Source organism: Leucobacter fengyongliangi (assembly GCF_052386045.1).
The window spans coordinates 2,578,995-2,596,253 of the sequence record NZ_CM126356.1; the positions used below are offsets into that span (position 1 = coordinate 2,578,995).

The following is a 17,259-nucleotide window of genomic DNA, read 5'->3' on the forward strand; positions in this document are numbered from 1 at the left end:
GTGTCACCCCGGAGCTCCGCGATCCGCGCGAGCGCCATCCCCGCACCCCCTCCCCGACTACCGCACCCGCCGCGCCCCATCCCCGCCCAACGCGCCCGCCGCACCCCATCCCGTGTGCCTTCTTCACCCCGAGGGCCCCTATTCGCGCAAATTAGGCACCTTGAGGTGAAGAAGGAGCTGAAGGCGGGGGACTCAGCGCGAAGAACTCCGGGCGGGGCTGAGCGCGTGGGCATCAGTCCGGCGGTGTGAGGCCGGGGCGCAGTTCGCCGGCCTCGATGCGCACGCCCAGGCGGTTCTCGGGTGGCGGGAACGGGCAGGTGGCGCTCGCTGAATACGCGCACGGCGGGTTCACGGTACGGTTGAAGTCGATCACCACGGTGTCATCGCCGGTCTGCGTCACGCCCACGAAGCGCGCGGCGGAGAAGGTCAGATCGACCCCGGTCGCGTCGGCGAAGATCGCACGCAGGCTCGGCGAGTACACCTCACCAAACAGGGTGAGCGCAACTGGTACACCGTCAATCTCGAACTCGGCGGTGCCGGGAGAGTCGTAGTACTGCTTGGCATCAGGCCCGGCCGCCGAATCCACCTGCACCGCCTCACGCGGGGTGGGCACAAAACGCGCGGCGACGATCCACTGGTCACTCGGTGGGAACGTGTTCGTGCCCGCGTACTCGACGCGATCCTTCGATTGTGGATCGCGCGGGCGCAGCACGATTCGGCCGCTGCGGGCGGCGAGCTCGAGCTGCAGATCGCCCCACACGAGCGTGGCGGATTCGATGCCGGTGAGCGGGCCGAGCTGCACGGTGCCGTCAAGCGGAGCCCCGCCCTGGGTCACGCCGTCGCTCGCGGCAAAGTGGACGGTGACAAGGCCATCCGCGTCGGCGCTCCACAGCCCCGGCACCCTGGGGAAGGCCTGCGGCTCGGCCGAGAGCCAGTGCAGCGCGGTGACGCTGAGCGGCCCGTGAGGTGCGGTGCGGCCACACTCGACCTCGTCGTGCCAGGCGGCGTGCGCAGCGCGAAACGACTCGAGGTTCGTCAATGGGGTGGTGGGCTTGGTCACGGTGGCTCCTTGCTTCGGGCAATACATCGCTTCGTACCCAACAACCATGGCCTCACGCAGCGCATTCCCTCACCCCCGCGGCCCAGCGTGACTTCTCACGGTCGGGTATCCTGGCCCCATGGCTGATTCATCGTTTGACGTAGTGAGCAAGATCGACCCCATGGAGGTCGACAACGCGATTAACCAGGCCCGCAAGGAGGTCGAGCAGCGCTACGACTTCAAGGGCGTGGGTGCCGACATTTCGCTGAACGACAAGGCGATCCTGATCAAGGCAAACACCGAAGAGCGCGCGGTTGCCGTGCTTGACGTGGTGCAGTCGAAGTTCATCAAGCGCGGCATGTCGCTCAAGGTGCTCGACAGCGGCGACCCGTACCCCAGCGGCAAAGAGACTCGCATCGAGATCAAGTTGAAAGAAGGCATCGATCAGGCGACCGCGAAGAAGCTGAACAAGCTCATTCGCGACGAGGGCCCAAAGAGTGTGAAGAGTCAGATCCAGGGCGACGAGTTGCGGGTGTCTTCGAAGAGCCGCGACGATCTGCAGGCCACTATGGCGCTGCTCAAGGGTGCCGACGTCGACACGGCGCTGCAGTTCATCAACTTCCGCTAACTATTTGTTCGGTTCCGGTCAGTTCGCTGTGGCTCGAGGCCAGGCTTCGACTGGTGGATCGCGGAACCCCCTGGTTCCCGGCCCCATGCCGAGGTGGACGCTCACGCGGGCTTCGCCGCGCGGGAACCCTGCGTGAGCGTCCACCCGACAACGGGTGCAGGCAGGCCTACTCGGCGAAGTGGGAGGTGAGGAACCACCGATCCTTGTCGAGCTGCTGCGCGATCGCGATCACTATGTCTTGGCTCGGCAGATCGACATCGTCAAGCTCGCGCACCGCGCTGTAGACCGTCTCGAGGGTCGCATCGATCTGCGCGACGACTTCCTTGACGGTGTGGTTCGGGTTCTGAAAACCGAATTCCATCTCGGGCGTCGAGGTCTTCGCCGCGACGGTGCCGATGCGCCCGTCAACTGGCTGCCCCAGCGCGACGATGCGCTCGGCCACCGTATCGGACGCGGCCTGGGCGTGCGCGACGACCTCGTCGAGAAACTCGTGCACGCCGATGAAGTTCGCTCCGCGCAGGTGCCAGTGCGCCTGCTTGCCATTGACCGCGAGCGCGATGAGGTCATGGGCAACCGGGCTGAGCTGCGCGGCGACCTTCTTCGGGCGATCCTCGTCACCCTGAACGGCAGGCTCGTGAATTTTACGATTCGTCATAGCTGAACCCCTTCCATTCGGCCCCGGCCGACTGACTGGGGCGCTTCTTTCATCACTTTACGTGTGCGGGACGATGCGCGTCTCCCTGCTCTGCTCTGGGCGAACGCGAGCCCAAGGGGGGTTGATTTCGCCACAATTTTGCTGGTGGATCGCGCCTCTTGCGTGCATTCCCCTCTGAACCCGAGGCTCAGACCTACCGCACAGACCGCACGACCGCACGACCGCACCGACTACCGTCGGAGATCTGACTCCAGTCGGATGAGCGCACTGCAACCCCCTCCGACCTAACTCAAGTCTCCGACGGAAGCGCGAGCCGTTGCCTGCTGGTCGATGCTGAACTGCACAAGATCCGCGATGAGCTCCGCATCGAGCTCGCGATCATACGGGATCTGAATGGCGCCCTTTGAGGTGCGGTATTCGGTCAGCCTGTCGGCAAAGTGTTCGATGGCCTCGGGCCCCGGGTACACCCCCACGTGCCGCCGGTTCGCCGCAAAGTGGATCACGTCGCGATTGAGCCGATAGGTCGGCATGCGCCAGCTGATCCGCTCGGTCAGGGTCGGCTCTGCCTCGCGGATGACCTTGCGCAACTGCCGCAGCTTCGGCTGGGCGAGGACGTCGCACGTGGCAATGTACTCGTCAACGGTCTGCGGTGCTTCGTGTTCGGTCATCTGCTCGGTCCGTTCCCTGATCTGCTCTGACTGGGATGGGAGGTTGGGTCACGCGCCTCCCTTTCATGGGCGCCCCCCGGCCTCTTCAGTATTCGCTTGTCAATTCCCTATGTCAACGACCAGCAGGTAACAGACCCACGGCTGCGCGCGGCGACACCCGCTGGGCCCCGCCGCACGAGCCGACGTAACTACCCCTAAGCGAGCTGCGCGCGGCGTGCGTGCAGGTCGTCGAACGTCGGGAAGACCTCGGCGATTGGGTTGCCGGTGAAGTGGCCGATCCACCCATCTTCGTCGTGAAAGAAGCGGATCGACACGAACTCGGGGTTCGTGCCCATATCGAACCAGTGCGTCGTGTTGGCAGGCACCGACACAAGGTCGCCCGGCTCGCAGTAGAGCGCGTGCACCTTGCCGTCAACGTGCAGGTAGAACACGCCGGCGCCGCGCGCGAAGTATCGATCCTCGTCATCGTCGTGACGATGCTCCGAGAGAAACTTCTGGCGCGAGACGACCTTCAGCTCGTCGTAGTTTTCTTGCCCGGGTGTGAGCCCGACGATGTCGACGAGGGTGTAGCCCTCGCTCTGCTTCACGGCCTCGACCTCTTCCTCGTACGCGCCAAGGATCTCGTCGAGGGTCGCATCGGCCGCGACATCCTGCACCTCCCAGCGTGAGAAGCGCGCGCCCAGTGTGCCGAGCGACGCACGGATCTCGGCCTCGTCGGTGGTCTCCAGCACGGGGGTGGCGGGGTCGGTGTCGTTCCAGACGGTCAGCAGGGTCATTTCGGCTCCTTGGCAGGTGGTGGGGGTGGATCGAGGCTCAGCGCGTGGCGACGGCGAAGCGCAGCAGCCACTCGGCGATCTCGAGGTGGCGGCGAGCGGCAGGCACGTCGGCGCCCCAGGCATACATGCCGTGGCCGGCGACGATGAGCACGGGCACCTCGGGCACGGCGGCGGAGCCTGGCACGTACACCTCGTCGAAGCGCTGCGCCTCGATCGCCATGTCTTGGTGGTTCGAGATGACCGGAATGCGCACGGTCGCATCGTGCGCGGGGTGCCCGATGCCCTTCAGCATCTCGAGGTCGCGCAGGTCGACGCCGCCCGGCCAGCGCGCGCCCGCGATCACCGGGTCGAGTGCGTGCACGTGGAAGACCGCCCCAGCGCCGGTGCGCGCAGCGATGTGCGCGTGCAGCCCGGCCTCTGCTGACGGCGGGCGCGGGTCTGCGGGATCGACCGCGGCACCCGCGGCATCGACGAGCACCACGTCGCGCTCGGTCAGTTCCGACTTCTCGAGCCCAGACGCGGTGACGGCGAGCAACAGTGGATCGCGCTCCAGCACCACCGAGAGGTTGCCCGCCGTGCCGCGCATCCAGCCGTAGCCCGAGAAGCGGTCGGCCTCGGCGGCGAGCGCACGGCCCGCGTCGCGCACGCGCGCGGGGTCGATCGGGTGCGGGTGCGCGGGTGCGGCGACTGCAGATGGGGCAGCAGCGGTGTCTGCCTCAGCCCCCAGAGGTTGAGTGTTCGGGGTCACGTCGACGCGCAGCGTGTTCACGGCTGCACCTCGATCTGGTCGAAGCCGGTGATCGCCGGCGCGGCAAACTCGGCACCTGCCCAGGGCTCGCCCACGCGGTCGAGCGCGACGACCTGCCAACCTGCGGCGACGGCGGCCAAGACCTCGTCGGGATGATCGGTGAGGAAGAGGAGGCGGGTCGGATCCACCTCCAACGCCTGCGCAATTGCGGCGTACGAGGCGGGTTCCTTCTTTGGCCCGGCATTGACGGTGTCGAACCAGGCAGTGACGAGACCCGAGAGGTCGCCCTGCGGTGCGTGCCGAAACCAGGGCTGCTGCGAGGCGACGGAGCCGGAGGAGTAGACGGCGATCCGCACCCCCTGGTCGTGCCAGTGGCGCAACCGCGGCGGCACGTCCTCAAAGAAGTGAGAGGTGATCTCGCCGGCAGCGAAGCCCTCGGCCCAGATGATGCCCTGGAGCGTCTTCAGTGGGGTCGACTTCACGTCGGCATCCATGAGGGCGTGCAGGGCCGCGGCCACGTCGGCATCGGTCGCGGTCTCGGGCAGTCCCGCTTCGGCGAGCGCGGCGGCACGCGCCACGCGCACGGTATCGTCGTCGCGGCCCAGTACTGCCTCGAGTCGTGGCCTGGCGTAGTCGTACAGGTCGCCCAGGATGAACCCGGCGGCGCTCGTTGTGCCCTCGAGATCAACGACGACGACGTCTGCGCTGATCTGGATCGCGTCCGGCATGCATCCCCCTCAAGTCGTTCGGTTGCCCAATCGGTGGCTGGGCGTGCCCCGCCACGTTAGCAGCGATGCAGCCGCGAGTGTGCCCGCGTTACGCCAGGTTGCATCGGGCTGCCTCCAGTTGCCTTGAGCTTCGCTCCGTTGCGCTCAGCGCCGATCCACCACCGCCCATTCGCCGCGGCAAACCCGCCTCCGCGATCCACCCCGGCGTGTTTGCTCAAAGGAAGACACAATAAACATGGACTAGGTCTAGTATTTTCGGTATGACTGATACGCACCACGCCACGCTCGAGGGCCAGGAAGCCCCACCGCCCTTCCGCAGCGACCGGCCCATGTGGGCCCCGGTGTGGGCCATGGTCATCGTCTCGACCGCCCTCGCGATCGTGCCGATCGCGCTCATGGTGCTGCTACCGACGCGACTCGAAGGCACGATCGGTGTCTACGAGCGCGTCGCGTTGACGGCGAACGACGGCGACCGGGTGGTGTCCACGCAATTCATCGCTCCCGAGGGGTGGATCCGGGTTACCGACCCCGCCGATACCAGTGCCTTCGTGGCGACAGACCCGAGCGGGGCGACCACGATGCGTGCGAGCGTCTTCCCCGGGGTGGCAGGCGGGCCCGAGCTGCTGCGCGACACCTCACCGGTCGGGGCATTGGTCGTGCCAGTGCTTCCCGTCGAGCTCGAGGGCGCGCTCACCGCAAGCAGCATCCAATACGACCTGAGCGCGGGAGATTCCGTCACCCGCAGCATCGTGGCGTGCACGACCGATCAGCCCGCCGATTGCCTCCTCCTCCCCTCTTTGCCAGGCTGTGTGTGAGTCACTCGGTTGACAGAAAGGTCACCCATCATGTCGATCACGCCGGGCTTCACTCTCACGGAAATCCGTGAGTATGTGCACGAGTACCAGAACCTTCCCCATGGCACGAAAACGAGATGGTTGAAAGAGCAAACCTTTTCCAAGCATCAGATCATGCGCTGGCAAGATGCCGTGTTCGGGGGCGATCTCGACCGCGGCATGATTCCGCGAGAGAGTAGCGGTATGACACCAGACGCGAAGGCCCGCCGGGAGATCTCCCACCAGCAGCGCAGCATCCCGAAAGAACAACACGACGCAGAACTCGCCGCGCTCAACGCCCGGATTCGTGAACTCGAGGGAACGAATGACGCGTTGGGAAAAGCTATCGGGCTCTTGCACAAGCTGAACGAGCAAGAGCCCGATACGTTGCCGGCGACCGGGCGAGAGAGTTCATCACCGCCGAGAACCTCCTCGTGACCGAGCTCACCCGCATCACGGGGTCACAGCGTAAGGCCCTGAGCCTTGCGGGGGTGTCCCGGGCGACGTGGCATTACCGGCAACAGCCCCGCCAAGTGGTGATGGCCCCGGTTCCGCAGGCCGAGCGGGCGTACCGGGCACGCATCAGTCCGACCGATCGGGAACGCATCGTGGGGTACATTCTTGCGGGGTGGGCGAAGAGCGTGTCCGTGGATCATGCGTACGCGTCGGCGTGGGATGCGGGAGTGATGCTCGCGTCGCGTCGCACGTGGTGGCGGATCGCTGCCGGCATCGAGGAGCAGATGCTGCGCCCGCAGGTCCCGACCCGGCGCGGGAAACGGGCCCCACGCGAGAAACCCGTCGTGACGGCGACCCGGCCCGGGCAAGCGTGGTCGTGGGACATCACTGACTTGTACTCGCCGTGGTGGGGGAAAACGTTCAAGGCATACAAGATCACCGATATTTTCTCGCGTGAGATCGTGGGGTGGCGGGTCGAGGAACGAGAGGCTGATCACCTCGCGGTCGAGATGTTTGAGACCGCGATCGCCCATTACGGAGCCCCGGAGGTGGTGCATGCGGACTCGGGGTCAGCGATGCGTTCACACGCGCTCCTGAACGCGCTCACCCACCACGGAGTCACGTTGTCGCATAACCGGCCGTACGTCTCGAACGATAACCCGTTCTCCGAGGCCGGGTTCCGCACGATGAAGTACCGGCCCGGCTATCCCAGAGTCTTCGCTGATCTTGCTGCCGCCCGCACGTATCTCGCCGAGTATGTGGCCTGGTACAACACCGAGCACAAGCACTCCGGGATCGCGTTGTTCTCACCCGCTCAGGTCGGTGACGGGTCATGGCGTGAGGTGTGGAAGACCCGCGACCTCGCGTTGCAACACTATTACGACACGCACCCGGAACGGTTCCGCGGGCGCCCGGTTACGCCGGCACCAGCGGACCTCGTGGGAATCAATCTCCCGAAACAAACCACACAACTAACGTCCGAGTGACTCCACACAGCTTGACACAGAGCGCTCACCCTAAATTTCCAGCCCGGGCAGTCGACTCTCGACACACCCGAGTCGGTGCTCGATCTTTTGCGCAGCGCGGAGGTCTCGTCATGAGCGCGGCGACCCCAGCAGCAAGCATCGGGCAGGCCCCCGCCCCGCACGGCCTCACGGTGTGGCAGCCCCGGCAGCCAATGTTCTGGTTCGCGCTGGCGCTTATCTTCCCGTCGGCGGCGATCACACTGCTGCCCCTGTTTCTTGGAGGCATCTCGGGAACGGGCCTCGTCGCAGCCACACTCGTGGTCGGCGTGCAGGGCCTCATCCTGTGGCTCGTCGTGCGGGCCCTCCCCCGCGTGCGGCGTCAACCCGCGTCGCTGCGGATCTTCGCCCTGGTGTGGGGCATGACGGTCGCGGTGGGATCCGCCATGCTCCTCAGCGCCCTCTTCAGCAACGGGCTCGCGGCCCTCGGGTTGTCAACCTTCTCCACGGTGATTTCCGCTCCGATCACCGAGGATATTTCTCGTCTACTGGGCGTGCTCGCGGTGCTGACGCTCGCGTCTCGCGCACGCATCACGGTCATGGATGGGGTGGTCTACGGATTCTTCGTCGGCATGGGATTCGAACTGCTTGAGACGCTGATGTACACGCTCCGCTCGGAAGATCTCGCCCAGACCCTCTACGTCGGGCTTCTGCGCTCGATCTTCGGGTTTGGGCTGCACGCCCTGTGGACGGCCGTCGCGGGGGCCGCGCTCGCCTACTGCATGTCGCGGCGGCAGCGCGGACTCGGAGGGCGCTGGTGGGTATTGGCACCGGCGCTCTTCGGTCCGATGCTCATGCACGCCCTCTGGGATTCGCCCGGGCTCTTCACCAGCGAGGTGCTGCAGGTCGCGATCATGGTGGCTTCGTACGCCGGGTCGATCGCGCTGTTCATCGCGGCGGTCAGGTGGGGCCGACGCTCCGACCGGGAATGCTGTGGCGGCACCTCTACACTGTGAGGCGTGACTCTCAGATGGCAATCGGTAGCCCGGGCAGCGGGCCTCGCCTCCCCAGACGGTAGCGCCAGGCCGACGATCTTCGCCGAGATGACCGCGCTCGCCACCCAGTATGACGCGGCGAACCTCGGGCAGGGGTTTCCAGACAGCGACGGCCCCGAGTGGATCCGCCAGGCAGCGGCCAACGCGATCCACAGTGGCGCGAATCAGTACCCGCCGGGGCGCGGCATTCCCGCGTTGCGCGAGGCGATCGCGGCGCACCAAGCCCGGCACTATGGCATCACAGTGGATCCCGGCACCGAGGTGCTCGTCACCGCGGGCGCGACCGAGGCGATCGCCGCCGCGGTGCTCGCGCTGTGCGGCCCCGGCGACGAGGTCGTCAGCCTCGAACCGTTTTACGATGCGCACGCGGCCGCGATCGCGATGGCCGGTGCGACGCACGTGACCGTGCCGCTCGTGCCGGGCGCGGGCGGGTTTCGACTCGACGCGGCCACGCTCGAAACAGCCGTCACCGCGAACACCCGGGTGATCCTGGTGAACACTCCGCACAACCCGACGGGCACGGTGCTTTCGCGCGACGAACTCGAAGCGATCGCCGCGGCGGCCGTGCGGGTCGACGCGGTCGTCGTGACCGACGAGGTGTACGAGCACCTCACGTTTGACGGCCTGGCACACACCCCGCTCGCATCGCTGCCCGGCATGGCCGCGCGCACCCTCACCATCTCTTCTGCGGGCAAGACCTTTTCGCTGACCGGCTGGAAGATCGGATGGATCACGGGCCCGGCGCCGCTCATCGATGCGGTGGCGACGATCAAGCAATTTTTGACCTACTCGGGCGGGGCCCCGTTTCAGCCGGCGATCGCGCGGGCGCTCACCGAGGGCGATGCCGACATTCGCGAGCTTCGCGACTCTCTCACCCACCGCCGCGACCTGCTGAGCTCGGCCCTCGCCGACATCGGTTTCGAGGTCGGGAGGCCGGGGGGCACCTACTTCGTGTGCGCTGATGCGACGCCGTTCCTCTCGGCGGAGGTGCCCGACGGTGCCGCGTTTGCGCGGGCGCTGCCCGCTGGGGCGGGGGTGGCGTGCGTGCCGGTGTCGGCGTTCTGCCGCGAGGGATCCACGACCGCGCGTGACCTCGCGAACTGGGTGCGCTTCACGTTTGTGAAGGACGAGGCGACGCTGCGCGAAGCGATCCGCCGACTGCGCCGCGCACTCACCCAGGGCTCACCACAAAACTCAGACTGAACCCCAGACCCGCGCTCACCTCCCCGTGAGACCCTCGAGCTACGCTCCCGGATGCGTGCGGCGGATCGACTCAGCGACCACCTCGGCAAGTGACCCGGTGCGCGACAACGTCTGGCACTGCACCTCGGAGCCGGTACCGGACTCGAGAATGCTCGTCACTGCGGCCCGCACCCGCTCCTCGTCTCCGGAGGCGCGCAGCGCAGCGCCGACATAGCGCAGCAGCGCGTCAACCACCACTCGAGCTTCGCGAGGCCCTCGAGAGTTCGGATCCCAGAGCGTCTGATTCAATCCATACCGGCTCGCCGACCACATCGCGAGCCGCATGAGCGAGGTGGGGAACGGGTCTGGCGCACGGCCTGCGTGCGCTTCGGCGGCCGCCGTATTGACGAGCGCACGGGCGAGTCCCGCGATACCCACTGCGTGCTCGGGGTCCAGGCACACATCGGGCGCGCGAATCTCAACGGTGGGGTTGTGCGTCGACAGACGCGCGTCGAAGTACACCATGCCGGGGTCGAGGATCACGCCGGTCGCCACCAGCGCACGCACCAATTGTCGATACTCCTGGGCAGACCCGAAGCGGTCGTACGAGCCGGCGCTCGGCCAGCGCATCCACGCCTGGTATCGGTAGCTGGAGTAGCCGGTATCGATGCCCGCCCACATGGGTGAGTTCGCACTGAGTGCGAGCAGCACGTGCAGCCACGGGCGGATCCGGTCGAGTACGGCCACCCCCTCGTCCTTGTCGCGCACCGTGACATGGATGTGCATCCCGCATGTCAGCTGCTCCTTCATCGTGAGACCGAAGAGCTCGCCGATCGTTTCGTACCTGGGGTTCTCGGTGAGGTGGGTGGATCCCGGCACCACGCTCGTCGCGAGTGCCGCGACTCGCGCGCCCAGAGTGCGAGCCGCCAGATCCGCCAATTTTCGACCGGCGAGGATAGCATTTCCCACCTCGTCGAGGGCGAGCAGCGGGGGCAGGATCGACTCAACCTGTTCGAGCTTTGCCTCGTGCTCCAGCACGATCCCAGCGGGGGGAGACACCTTCTGCAGCGACGCGCGGCTGCGCGCGGGGCCGGTCCGCGAGGCCTCGGCGTTGGCGACTAAGCGATCGCCGAGGGGCATGGTGCGACCGGAATGCGGATCCACGATCAGCAGCTCTTCTTCGACGCCGATCAACCGTTGCATGTCAGCCACCACCGCACCTCCCCTCCGCCGTGCGCCGAGCAGATGCTACGCGTGTGGATCGTGGGCGCCACCGAAGACAGTCTCCCTCCAGCATGCGCCCGGCGGCAGCCCCTTGACAAGAGCCCTCGCGAACCTAGCGAGGAACGTGCCGTTTGCCTAGCCCCTGTTGCGTGCGACCAGACTGGCGTAGCCTCGGGCACATGACTGATCACGCACACACCCTGAAGGCCCTGCACGATGCCCCCGAGATCCTCCGTCTGGTGAATGTCTGGGATGCCATCACCACGAAGGTGGTCGCCGAGAACCCCCAGACACGCGCAATCGCGACCGCTGGCCACAGCATCGCGGCCAGCCACGGCTATCCCGATGGGCAGCACATTCCGTTTGATTTGTTGCTCGCTGCGCTCGAGCGGATCGTCAAGGCGACCTCGTTGCCCGTGTCTGCCGACCTCGATGCCGGCTTCGGGGGCGACCCCGAAGACCTCGGGCAGGTGCGCGAGAACGTGCGGAGGGTCGTCGCGGCCGGAGTCGTCGGGCTCAACGTCGAGGATCGCATGGAGCCGCTCGATGTGGCGAAGGCGCGGGTGTCGGCGGTACTCGCCGGGGCCGCCGACGAGGGGGTGGATCTCGTGCTCAACGCCCGCACCGACGCGTTCGTGCGGGCGGAGGGTCGATCCGCTGAGCAATCGGTCGCTGCGGCGATCGACCGCGGGCGCTCGTACCTCGACCTGGGCGCGACCTGCGTGTTTGTGCCCGGCGTGCTCGATGCCGACACCACTCGCGAACTCGTCGCGGGCATCGGCATGCGCAAGATCAGCGTGATCGGGCTGCCAGGGGCGCTGACCGCAGCCGAGTACGAAGCGCTCGGCGTCGCGCGCATCAGCTACGGCCCGATGACGCAGAACGTCGCGCTCACCTCGCTCAAGCGTCTGGCCGATTCGCTCTACGCGGGCGGTGCGATCCCGTCAGACACCGAGAAGCTGAACTAGCCGAGTTCTCACCGGCTGTCCGCCTGGAGACCCTCCCGCGAGAGCTGCCACGGGGGCAGTTGCCCACTTGGTGCCCGAACAACTGTCCGCTGGGTCCCGAGCCCAGTGATACTCCCCTCCATCACATCGCCGGGGAGAAGAAACCGGCCCCAATGAGAACCGTTTCCAGCAGGGGATCCTGTGAGCAGAATGTCACCAGGGCGAAGAACCGCGATCGAAGACGCGTAGGCAATCAGACTCGGAATATCGAACAGCAGATCATCGGTCGTCGCATCTTGCATGAGCTTGCCATTCAGTCGAAGTTGAATTGCGAGTGACGATGCATCTGGAACAAAGCGCGCAGGAACAAGGAACGGACCGGTCGGAAAGAACGTGGGCTGATTCTTCGCCCGAAACCAGTCGGTACCAATCTTCGCAATATCGTTTCGGGGAACGAGAGTTCTCGAGGTGATGTCGTTGACAATCGTGTAGCCCGCGACATACTCAAGCGCATTCTCCAGCTTGACTCGATGCGCCTGTTTTGCAATTACGACACCGAGTTCTAACTCCCAATCGATCTGTTCGCCCACATCTGGCAGCAAAAGATCATCGTAGGCACCGCAGACCGCCGAAGGAATTCCGGTCCAAATGTACGGATCGCCCTGTCGGCTTCGCTCATCGTTCTCCGCGGCAGCTTCGACTCGCAACTCCTCATCGGTGGCTCCGGGCCGCCCGAGTTTGTGAGCCACACTCATCTGCACGATGTGCTCGCGGTAGTTCACCCCAGCAGCGAAGATTGTTCCTACCGGGTCCATGGGCGGAAGCACACGAACCTGATCGAGCGGCCAGTGGGGCAGCTTCGCGAGCGTCTCCGAGTCAAAGACGACCGCCTCCAACCTGTCGAGATTGGTCTGCCAATCTGCGAGCAGGTCGACAGTCGAGTGTGCCTCGGGAATCACCGAGCGTGTGCCATAGACGGTGTCGTCATGCACGAAACCAGGAAATGGTTCGCCTTCTGCCGCGAACGTTCCCAGCGCAAACCTGCCCGATTGGCGGGTCATCACAACTTGCGAGAACTCGCCGATCATGCGCCAGCCTGGCCATCCGCCGACATGCCAACAAGTGCGAGATCGAACCCCGCCCGCATTGCTTCTGCCCCAAGCGACCCCTCTTGAAACAGCAGACGGAAGTAGATCGGTGAGTACAGTCGGTCAGCGATCTCACTCGGCTCGTAGTCGCTGCGAAGCGCGCCCTCTGCGATCGCACGCGCGACCAGTCGGCTCACCTCGCGGCGCCGCGGGTACCAGAAGTGTTTCTTGAACTCTTCCAGCGTTGCCGGATCGTACTGACATTCCGCGATCAGTTGGGCCATGAGGCGGCCCTCGTGACCGTCATACACCGCCGCGAGAGAAACCACATGCTCTCGCAATGCATCGATAGCCGGAAGATCCTCCCGGATAGGAGTTGCCAGAATGTGATTCTCCAGGAAGGTATCAATGATCACCGCGGCCTTGTTTGGCCACCAGCGATAGATCGTTGTCTTGCTGACACCAGCCTCACGGGCGATCCGCTCGATCGACAGCTGCTGCACCGATACCGAATCCGGTTCGCGCTCATCGATGAGTCTCATCGTCGATTGCAGGATTGCCTGCCTACTGTGCTCACTTCTAACCGCCATGTCATGCCCTCTCAGTTGCTCCCACTCGATACGATACGTCGTCAATGACGCAGCGGATCAGCGACGTGCCAGGCCAGACTGTTTCTGCGCAGCGAAGGCCGCGTATTCACGCAAGACATCGGGGTCATCAACAGACCCGATCTCAACGACCTCGCTCAGCTCACACCCCTGGATAAGCCGTTTTACCGGCACTTCAAGCTTCTTACCGGTGCGAGTGTGCGGAATCCCTCGCATCACGACGAATTCATCTGGGAGGTACCGGGCGGAGAGCTGGTTTCGGATGGCAGCGACGACGGCCGCACGCGCATCGCTCTCCCTCACACCCTCTTGTAACCGCACAAACAGCGGCATATAGTACCCCTCGTCGCCGATTTCGGCACCGATGACCATGGCCTCAGCAATTTCGGGCAACGATTCAACCACCGCATAGATGTCGGCTGAACCGAGCCTGATGCCATTGCGATTCAGTGTCGAGTCGGAACGGCCGAGGATTCGAATACCGCGATCGCCGATTTCAATGAAATCCCCGTGCCGCCACACGCCGGGATAGGTGTCAAAGTAGCTGGCTCGATAGCGAGAACCGTCCTCGTCGCCCCAGAGATACAGCGGCATCGACGGCATCGGTGCGGTAACAACGAGCTCCCCCTTGCCCTGGGTGGGTGCGCCTTCGGTATCCCATGATTCGACGCAGACACCCAGCGCAGGCACCTGAATGTAGCCGACGCGCACCGGCTCCGTGACGGCCCCGCCCACGAAGCAACCAACAATATCGGTGCCCCCGCTCATCGATGCCAACCACACATCCCCGACGTGCTGGTAGATCCAGCGGAATCCGTCGACGGAAAGTGGCGAACCCGTCACCTGCACGGTTCGCAGTGCGGAAAGGTCGTGCTGGCGGCTGGGCTCGAGATTGGTCTTGGCGCACGCGTGTACGAAGCTCGCCCCCACACCGAGCACAGCCGTGCCGGTCTGCGCGACCACCTCCCACACCCTGTCGAGCGAGGGGTAAGTCGGGTTCCCATCCGCCAACACCGCGACCGCGCCCACGCCAATCGCACTGATGAGCGTATTCCACACGACCCAACTCGTCGATGCGACGGAAAAGAACCGGTCACCCGGTTGAACATCGCCGCCGAATAACAACAGCTTCATTTCTTCAAGCAGCGCGCCACCGTGACCGTGCACGATGCCCTTGGGAATGCCCGTCGTGCCGGAGGAAAAGAGCACCCACAGTGGGTGGCTGAAATCGACGCTCTCGTAAACGGGCGCAGCTGGTTCCCGCACGACATCATCCCAGAAGCTGGACGACACCGCCAGTGCGGCTGGCGTCACGGCGGTTGCATGGCCGGTAACCCAGATCACATGCTCGACGCTGGGAAGTGTGGCGATAACCTCGGCCGTCTCCGCGCTGCGGTCGCGATCTTCTCCCGCGAGTCGGTACCCGGGGGCAGCGATAACCACCTTCGGCTGGAGTTGGTTGAAGCGTGACGTGATGGCACCGGGGCCGAACTCTGGCGAGCACACAGACCAGATCGCCCCAATAGAGACTGTGGCCAGCAGCGCGACGACCGCGGCGGGCACATTTGGCAGCACCGCGACCACGCGATCACCCGGTTCAACCCCGAGTGCTCGCAACCGTGCCGCCAACGCCCCCACCTGCCCCCGCAGATCCGTGAACGTCACCTCTCGCGGTTCCTCGCCTTCAGCGACGGCGACGAGCGCGACGCCCTCCCGCCCCTCAAGCAAGTGCTGAGCGAAGTTGAGGGTTCGACCTGGAAACCAGCGTGTATTCGGCATCGCGACGCCGTTCCGCACCGGTCCCGCAACGCCGCCCAGCTGAATGCCCGCGAAATCAATGAACTCTGCCCAGAACGAGTCGGGTTCAGACACGCTCCATTCCCACAGCGCCCGGTACCCCTCTTCCAACGGTATTCCTCGACCGCGCACGAACTCGGCGAATCGTTCGGTGTTAGGAGCATTGATCGGGCGGTCGTCAGAGCGCCAAATGATTTCCCCCTCGCCCGCGTTGAGGTTGGTGATCACTCCGATACTCCAGTTACAGCTTTGACGCGTTGAGCAGCAATCTCGGCTGGAGAGATTGGCTCGGTACCAATGAGCACGAACATCACCCGGGCAACGGTATCGGTTCGATTGGACCAGGCGTGAGCGGTGGCGCGCTGTATCGCCACATCACCGGGCCGCAACGTCACCTCGCCGTCATCAACGAGCAAGGTGATTTCACCTTCAAGCACAACGGCATAGTCGATTGACTCAGTGCGGTGAAACCAGAAGTGTTTGCCATTACTGTGTTCACTGCCCGCTTCCCGTTCCTCCTGCGCCCCGATCTCATCGAATACCGCGTCCCCCGCGTTCTGCGGGTACACCTTGTCTGGCGGAAAATCGGCGATACGTACAACGGTCTCTCCCACTCCAGGGAAATCGATCTGCGCTCCTCGGGGCGCAGGATCCACGTCGGAGACGTGATCGACTACCCCGTTCGGGGTGTACCAGACGACTGTCGCGCCGAAGCCCGGAATCGACTCTGAGGCGAAACTGTTCGGGGCATCCGCATCGTCGAAGAGGATAACGGCCTTACCCGTGTCGTCATGGCCCGTGACAATTCGCCGCACCGGCTTGCGTTCACTCATGCCGTCCCCTCCTCAAAGGGAAAGGGCTGCGGGGTAGGCCACCACGCAGGAGACTCTTTTTCTGTGGAGATGCGGTTCCGCAGCGTGCCGACTCCCTCAAGATCGAGCTCGAGTACGTCGCCCGGCTGCAGGAATTTACCGAGTTCCACGCCCGCGCCAAAGGCCATGGTGCCCGAGCCGATCAGGTCGCCGGGCTGAATCCCGTTGAGCTCGGACGCATAGGCGATGGTCTCCTCGGGGGTCCAGATGAAATCCTCAACCTTAGTGTTCGACCAGACTTCACCATTGACCCGCACCTGACCGGTGAGTCCCAGCACCGAGGGCAACTCGTCGCGGGTCACGATCCAGGGACCGATGCCATATGCGAAGTCCTTCGAGTGCTGTGCACCCATACCGATCGGGGATTCAAGTTTTTGCACGTCGCGCAAGCTCCAGTCATTGAAGATTGTGATGCCGAAGACGTGGTCCCACGCGTTCTCGGGTGTGAGGTTTCGGCCTGGCTTGCCTATGATGTAGCCGATCTCGAGTTCATAGTCGAGCTTCTCGGTGAAGCTCGGGTAAGGGATCACCTCGTCATGCCCGTAGATCGTTGATGTCGTGCCCTTGAAGTACCCCGGTCGCTCGTAGACCTCGCGGGACGGAATCGACTTCATCACCTTGCCGAAGAAATTCTTGATGTGACCGTTGAAGGTCAACGAGTCTCGTATCACTGGCGGCTTGATCGCAGCCGTCCAGCACACCTCATCGATTGGTGCAGCCGCATCATCAGCCGCCTCGAGCGCATGGTGCGCAGCTTCGAGAAAGAAGTCACCCGCTGAGATGCCCTGTGTGAGGTCTCTGAACGTGGCATGAGCCAGGTGCCGCGCGCCGTCCACGCTCGCGCCTCCCCGCTGAAGCACGAGCGCGTACGCCTTTTTCAGATCAATCACTCGCGCTTGCTCGGGTTGTGCCACGACGACGCGGGTCTCGCGTCCGTCCAGACCGTCGGCGACGATGCGTCCCAGCTTCATGGTGGACCTCCTTTGGTTCACG

19 protein-coding genes are annotated in these 17,259 nt (G+C 64.8%); 7 read left to right on the forward strand and 12 right to left on the reverse strand.

The window, feature by feature from the left end:
* Positions 1 to 232: 232 nt before the first annotated feature.
* Positions 233 to 1,060, reverse strand: a complete 828-nt coding sequence (locus ACTNFK_RS12170; protein ID WP_435936638.1) for a DUF1684 domain-containing protein — start codon at positions 1,058 to 1,060, stop codon at positions 233 to 235.
* Positions 1,061 to 1,178: 118 nt separating this feature from the next.
* Here ACTNFK_RS12170 and ACTNFK_RS12175 point away from each other — a divergent pair, with 118 nt between their 5' ends.
* Positions 1,179 to 1,667, forward strand: coding sequence for a YajQ family cyclic di-GMP-binding protein (locus tag ACTNFK_RS12175; protein ID WP_433645629.1), 489 nt, complete (start codon positions 1,179 to 1,181; stop codon positions 1,665 to 1,667).
* A 166-nt stretch (positions 1,668 to 1,833) separates the two neighbouring features.
* On the opposite strand, the gene ACTNFK_RS12180 is transcribed toward ACTNFK_RS12175, so the two are convergent.
* The 5 genes from ACTNFK_RS12180 to mtnC all read right to left on the reverse strand — a co-directional run bounded on the left by ACTNFK_RS12180 (position 1,834) and on the right by mtnC (position 5,242).
* On the reverse strand, positions 1,834 to 2,322 hold the full coding sequence (locus tag ACTNFK_RS12180) for a Dps family protein (protein WP_433645628.1): 489 nt from the start codon (positions 2,320 to 2,322) through the stop codon (positions 1,834 to 1,836).
* 284 nt (positions 2,323 to 2,606) lie between these two features.
* Positions 2,607 to 2,990, reverse strand: coding sequence for an iron chaperone (locus ACTNFK_RS12185; protein WP_435936639.1), 384 nt, complete (start codon positions 2,988 to 2,990; stop codon positions 2,607 to 2,609).
* A 194-nt stretch (positions 2,991 to 3,184) separates the two neighbouring features.
* The gene (locus ACTNFK_RS12190; protein WP_435936640.1) at positions 3,185 to 3,766 is read right to left on the reverse strand and encodes a 1,2-dihydroxy-3-keto-5-methylthiopentene dioxygenase; all 582 of its coding nucleotides are present in this window, start codon (positions 3,764 to 3,766) and stop codon (positions 3,185 to 3,187) included.
* Positions 3,767 to 3,803: 37 nt separating this feature from the next.
* The gene (mtnB, locus tag ACTNFK_RS12195; RefSeq protein ID WP_435936641.1) at positions 3,804 to 4,535 is read right to left on the reverse strand and encodes a methylthioribulose 1-phosphate dehydratase; all 732 of its coding nucleotides are present in this window, start codon (positions 4,533 to 4,535) and stop codon (positions 3,804 to 3,806) included.
* Entirely contained in the window at positions 4,532 to 5,242 is a 711-nt protein-coding gene (mtnC, locus tag ACTNFK_RS12200; RefSeq protein WP_435936642.1) for an acireductone synthase, read from the reverse strand. The genes mtnB and mtnC overlap by 4 nt, the downstream gene beginning before the upstream one ends.
* Before the next feature lie 260 nt (positions 5,243 to 5,502).
* Here mtnC and ACTNFK_RS12205 point away from each other — a divergent pair, with 260 nt between their 5' ends.
* The 5 genes from ACTNFK_RS12205 to ACTNFK_RS12225 all read left to right on the forward strand — a co-directional run bounded on the left by ACTNFK_RS12205 (position 5,503) and on the right by ACTNFK_RS12225 (position 9,751).
* Positions 5,503 to 6,057, forward strand: a complete 555-nt coding sequence (locus tag ACTNFK_RS12205) for a hypothetical protein (protein WP_435936643.1) — start codon at positions 5,503 to 5,505, stop codon at positions 6,055 to 6,057.
* A gap of 30 nt (positions 6,058 to 6,087) precedes the next feature.
* Positions 6,088 to 6,513 carry a hypothetical protein gene (locus ACTNFK_RS12210; RefSeq protein ID WP_435936267.1) on the forward strand — a complete coding sequence of 142 codons (426 nt, stop codon included), beginning with the start codon at positions 6,088 to 6,090 and terminating at the stop codon, positions 6,511 to 6,513.
* A complete protein-coding gene (locus tag ACTNFK_RS12215) occupies positions 6,510 to 7,517 on the forward strand; it encodes a DDE-type integrase/transposase/recombinase (protein ID WP_435936268.1) in 1,008 nt (335 codons plus the stop codon). Before ACTNFK_RS12210 ends, ACTNFK_RS12215 begins: the two co-directional genes overlap by 4 nt.
* A gap of 110 nt (positions 7,518 to 7,627) precedes the next feature.
* Positions 7,628 to 8,509 carry a PrsW family intramembrane metalloprotease gene (locus ACTNFK_RS12220; RefSeq protein ID WP_435937454.1) on the forward strand — a complete coding sequence of 294 codons (882 nt, stop codon included), beginning with the start codon at positions 7,628 to 7,630 and terminating at the stop codon, positions 8,507 to 8,509.
* Between the two features lie 3 nt (positions 8,510 to 8,512).
* Complete coding sequence (locus ACTNFK_RS12225) at positions 8,513 to 9,751, forward strand: pyridoxal phosphate-dependent aminotransferase (protein ID WP_435937455.1); 1,239 nt, start codon at positions 8,513 to 8,515, stop codon at positions 9,749 to 9,751.
* A 39-nt stretch (positions 9,752 to 9,790) separates the two neighbouring features.
* Here the strand turns inward: ACTNFK_RS12225 and ACTNFK_RS12230 are convergent, their stop codons facing one another.
* Positions 9,791 to 10,933, reverse strand: a complete 1,143-nt coding sequence (locus tag ACTNFK_RS12230; RefSeq protein WP_435937503.1) for a glutamate--cysteine ligase — start codon at positions 10,931 to 10,933, stop codon at positions 9,791 to 9,793.
* A gap of 200 nt (positions 10,934 to 11,133) precedes the next feature.
* On the opposite strand from ACTNFK_RS12230, the gene ACTNFK_RS12235 reads away from it, so the two are divergent.
* Entirely contained in the window at positions 11,134 to 11,922 is a 789-nt protein-coding gene (locus ACTNFK_RS12235; protein ID WP_435937456.1) for an isocitrate lyase/PEP mutase family protein, read from the forward strand.
* 8 nt (positions 11,923 to 11,930) lie between these two features.
* On the opposite strand, the gene ACTNFK_RS12240 is transcribed toward ACTNFK_RS12235, so the two are convergent.
* The 5 genes from ACTNFK_RS12240 to ACTNFK_RS12260 all read right to left on the reverse strand — a co-directional run bounded on the left by ACTNFK_RS12240 (position 11,931) and on the right by ACTNFK_RS12260 (position 17,237).
* Entirely contained in the window at positions 11,931 to 12,962 is a 1,032-nt protein-coding gene (locus ACTNFK_RS12240; RefSeq protein WP_435937457.1) for a fumarylacetoacetate hydrolase family protein, read from the reverse strand.
* Positions 12,963 to 12,985: 23 nt separating this feature from the next.
* Positions 12,986 to 13,531 carry a TetR/AcrR family transcriptional regulator gene (locus ACTNFK_RS12245; RefSeq protein WP_445117171.1) on the reverse strand — a complete coding sequence of 182 codons (546 nt, stop codon included), beginning with the start codon at positions 13,529 to 13,531 and terminating at the stop codon, positions 12,986 to 12,988.
* A gap of 105 nt (positions 13,532 to 13,636) precedes the next feature.
* Positions 13,637 to 15,622, reverse strand: a complete 1,986-nt coding sequence (locus ACTNFK_RS12250; protein ID WP_435937459.1) for an acetoacetate--CoA ligase — start codon at positions 15,620 to 15,622, stop codon at positions 13,637 to 13,639.
* Positions 15,619 to 16,227, reverse strand: a complete 609-nt coding sequence (locus tag ACTNFK_RS12255; RefSeq protein ID WP_435937460.1) for a cupin domain-containing protein — start codon at positions 16,225 to 16,227, stop codon at positions 15,619 to 15,621. The genes ACTNFK_RS12250 and ACTNFK_RS12255 overlap by 4 nt, the downstream gene beginning before the upstream one ends.
* Positions 16,224 to 17,237 carry a fumarylacetoacetate hydrolase family protein gene (locus tag ACTNFK_RS12260; RefSeq protein WP_435937461.1) on the reverse strand — a complete coding sequence of 338 codons (1,014 nt, stop codon included), beginning with the start codon at positions 17,235 to 17,237 and terminating at the stop codon, positions 16,224 to 16,226. The genes ACTNFK_RS12255 and ACTNFK_RS12260 overlap by 4 nt, the downstream gene beginning before the upstream one ends.
* Positions 17,238 to 17,259 lie beyond the last annotated feature (22 nt).